This window comes from Leclercia sp. M50 (genome assembly GCF_037150775.1).
Lineage (GTDB): Bacteria > Pseudomonadota > Gammaproteobacteria > Enterobacterales > Enterobacteriaceae > Enterobacter.
The window spans coordinates 1-3,606 of record NZ_JBBCPK010000187.1 but is presented as its reverse complement, the minus strand read 5'-3'; the positions used below and the strand labels follow the sequence as shown (position 1 = coordinate 3,606).

General features: G+C 55.4%; 3 protein-coding genes and 1 tRNA gene. 3 read left to right on the top strand and 1 reads right to left on the bottom strand.

Annotated features, from left to right (window positions below):
- Window positions 1-1,552 (top strand): outer membrane protein assembly factor BamB family protein (locus WFM46_RS23145; protein WP_336998657.1); only part of this gene is annotated, 1,552 nt, incomplete at its 5' end.
- Window positions 1,553-1,615: 63 nt separating this feature from the next.
- On the opposite strand, the gene WFM46_RS23140 is transcribed toward WFM46_RS23145, so the two are convergent.
- Window positions 1,616-2,473 carry an alpha/beta hydrolase family protein gene (locus tag WFM46_RS23140; protein WP_159339189.1) on the bottom strand — a complete coding sequence of 286 codons (858 nt, stop codon included), beginning with the start codon at window positions 2,471-2,473 and terminating at the stop codon, window positions 1,616-1,618.
- A gap of 208 nt (window positions 2,474-2,681) precedes the next feature.
- On the opposite strand from WFM46_RS23140, the gene WFM46_RS23135 reads away from it, so the two are divergent.
- Both WFM46_RS23135 and WFM46_RS23130 read left to right on the top strand, forming a co-directional pair.
- Window positions 2,682-2,769, top strand: a tRNA-Ser gene (locus WFM46_RS23135).
- 219 nt (window positions 2,770-2,988) lie between these two features.
- A partial coding sequence (locus WFM46_RS23130) for a LacI family DNA-binding transcriptional regulator (RefSeq protein WP_336998656.1) occupies window positions 2,989-3,606 on the top strand: 618 nt, incomplete at its 3' end.

Genomic DNA, 3,606 nt, shown 5'->3' with positions numbered 1-3,606 from the left:
CCAGCCTGTGCTGAAAAACCGCGGCGCCTCCTACTGGCAGGCCAAAGAGCCAGTCGCTGGCGAAGCCTGTCAGAAGATCGTCTATATGGGCACCGTGGACGGCAAGCTCTTTGCGCTGGATGCCGATTCAGGCAAACCCTGCACCGGTTTTGCGAACAACGGCGTGCTGGATGTGAATCAGTGGAACACCGTTAACGCCAAATTCCCGCTCTCCATCCTGCAACCGCCAACGGTGGTGGGTAACCACCTGCTGGTGGGCTGGGCCGGCAAAGACTGGGCTTATGCCGAAGCACCTCCGGGCACCGTATTTTCTATCAATGCCCAGACCGGCGAGCGGGAATGGTCCTTCGAGGCGATCCCGGAAGAGATTCGCCAGCGCACCGGGACGGCCAACGTCTGGACGCACATGTCTGCCGACGAGGCCAACGGCCTGGTTTATCTGCCGGTCTCCTCTCCGTCGCCTAACTACTGGGGCGGTAACCGTGTAGATGCGATCCCGCTTGGCACCTCGACCACCGCGCTGGATATCAATACCGGCAAAGTGGTCTGGTCCCGCCAGTGGGTGCATCACGATGTGTGGGATTACGATATCAACTCCGCGCCAACGCTGATGGATATCACCGTAGACGGCAAGCAGATCCCGGCCCTGGTACAGGCCACCAAGCAGGGCTTCCTGTTTGTGGTTAACCGCCTGACGGGGGAGGACGTCTGGCCTATCGAGGAGCGTCCGGTGCCGCAGGGCGACGGTTCGGTGCAAGGGGAAAAACTTTCGCCAACCCAGCCGTTCCCGACCAAGCCTGCGCCGCTGCTCGATCAGTCGAAAAAGCCGGAGATCTGGAAGCTGGCCGATATGGTGGGTGCCGGTCAATGTTCCCGCCTGTGGGATAACCTGACCTATGAGGGGATGTACACACCGCCTACCGCCAAAGGCGAGGGGGCGCTGACCTATCCGGACAGCGCCGGTGGCGTGCAGTGGGGCGGGGTGGCGTTCGATCCGAATAAGCAGATCGCTATCGTCAACACCTCGCATATCGTGCAGTACGTGAAGCTCTACAGCCGCGAAGATTACGATAAAGCCGATAAAACTGCCGGTAACGAGAGCGGCTTTGCACCGCAGGAAGGCGCGCCTTACGGCATGCGTCTGCTGGTCGCCAATAACTGGCTGGGCATGCCGTGCTGGAAACCGCCGTTTGGTGAGATCGTCGCGCTGGATATGCATACGGGTGACGTGAAGTGGCGTCGTCCGGTTGGCGCCTCGCAGCAGTACGGCTTCTTTATGCCGGAAAGCTGGGGCTCCCCAACCATCGGCGGCCCGGCTATCACCGCGGGTGGCGTGATCTTCATCGGTGCCTCTATGGATGCCAAAGTACGCGCTTATTCCGTGGAAAGCGGTGAAGAGCTATGGTCCGATCAGGTTGAAGCCCCGGCTGTGGCGAACCCGTCGGTCTATGAGTACAAAGGGCGTCAGTATGTGGCGTTTGTCGCGGGCGGGAATACGATCCTGAAGGATCAGGTAGGCGACCAGGTTGTCGTTTACGCCCTGCCTGAATAATTCCTCGACGCGCAATGTCATCATAATGGGGCCTGCGGGCCCCTTTTTATATTCACTGCTCGCTCAATCCGGGCACTGACTCGCCAGCCATTGTCCGACAATGGGCCATAATTTTTCCGCGCAGCGCGTGCGGAAAAACCCCATATGTCCCACGCCGGGCAGGCCAAAATCCGCATGACGGATCTCCCGGCGGTCGATTTTTGCGTTTTTGACCGGTTCTATCAGGCGCGTAATGGCCTCAGGATTAGCCCACGGATCGTCATCAAACCCCATAACCATCAGAGGGAGCCTGACCTCAGCCGCTCTTCGACGCGCATCCCAGTCAGGATCGTCGTAGAAGTAACCCGGCATGGCGCTCCAGCGCCCCCATTGCCGCATGACAGGCGCCGGTAAATCTTCTCCCAACCCGAGGCGTTTTGCCGGCATATAACCAAATATACGGCAGAGGAGCGGACCGAGAACGCGCAGCAAGCACCAGACGCGCACTTTTTCCGCCGTCTGTTTTATGGAGCGGGTCACCCCGGCGTGGGATGCCACAATGACCGCAGCCTGAAGATGCCGGGTAGCCGTCGACAGCAGAACGGCGTGCCCACCCACGCTGTGCCCAACAGCCAGCAGGCTAAGATCGGGGAAACGTGACCTGGCCCAGGCCGTGATGCAGCCCACATCCTGTTCGATCCAGTCTGACATGGAGACATTGCAGCTGCGGAGCATCCCCGACGTTGAACGACCTGTACCCCGAAAGTCATAGGTCAGGACGCTGAATCCATACTCGTAAAGATACTCAGCAAAACGCTGATAAAATTCCTGCACAACCGCTGTCGCGGGGTGAAGGATAACCAGCGCGCGGGCATCTTCTCTCTCCCAAAGCGTGGCAGCGAGAGAGTCGCCTTCATTTAGCGGTATCATCATTGAATGCATAGGTAAACCTTGGTTGAGTGGTCATACCAGTTATGAATAAAAGACAATAGCCGCTTCTGATGAGTCTGGCGATTTTTTCTTGTCTGGAATTTGACGGTTGTCAGCAGAAGATGATGCGTGCGGTGGTGTACAAAAGGCGAACACATTCAATTTCCTGAATTTTTTGCTTTACATAACCTCCAGAGATGTTTATAGTGCGCCTCACTCTGGAAGCGTGGCCGAGCGGTTGAAGGCACCGGTCTTGAAAACCGGCGACCCGAAAGGGTTCTAGAGTTCGAATCTCTACGCTTCCGCCAAATTTAAAAACCCTGCGATAGCAATATCGCAGGGTTTTTTGCTTTTGTGCTTTTTCAGCAAAAGTTGACGTCTTCTGCGCAACTTATTTCCCTGGTTGAAGGTAAGCGCTGTCATAAATTTTATCGATACGTGATTTTGCCACTAACATCATTTTCATCGAAACATGATTGATCTAACATAAAATTATCTACTCTGCGGACGTGAGGCGAAGTGCTACATTGAATGATAAAAAGAAAAGCACCATCAAAGATGTCGCTGCTTTAGCCGAAGTATCAATCGGTGTTGTCTCCCGTGTATTGAATCCCGGAACCGGTTCAGTTTCCGAACGTACCCGGCAGCGGATTATCGCTGCCATGCAAACCCTAAGTTACACCCCGCAGAGCGCCGCGCGTGAACTCAAGACAAACCTGAACAATACCATCGGCTTGGTTGTGGCCGACATCAGTAACGACTTTTTCTCTGAAATTTCGGATCTCATTGTACGGCGCGCTCGCGAAATGGCGATGAACGTCATCCTGGTCACGACGCAGGAAGATCCCTTGCTTGAGCGGGAAAGCCTGGAAATGTTGATGCAAAAGCGGGTCAAAGCCATCATCGCAACGCCGACAAGCGCTAATAAGGATATGTGGCAATCGATCAGTAACATGGGGATAGCGATCGTGTTTATCGATCGCTATCTGGAGGATTTTACAGGCGCCAGTGTTATTGGGTTTAACAATGAAACCTCTGCTCGCCAGGCGACCTCTTATCTGGTCGAGCAAGGCCATCGGCGTATTGGGTGGATTAGTGGGCCCCTCAATACATCCACTTCTTTGCAAAGACTGGAAGGTTACAAG

Excerpts from the sequence above, each read along its gene's own strand:
- WFM46_RS23140 (WP_159339189.1), bottom strand. The coding sequence starts at position 2,473 with ATGCATTCAATGATGATACCGCTAAATGAAGGCGACTCTCTCGCTGCC.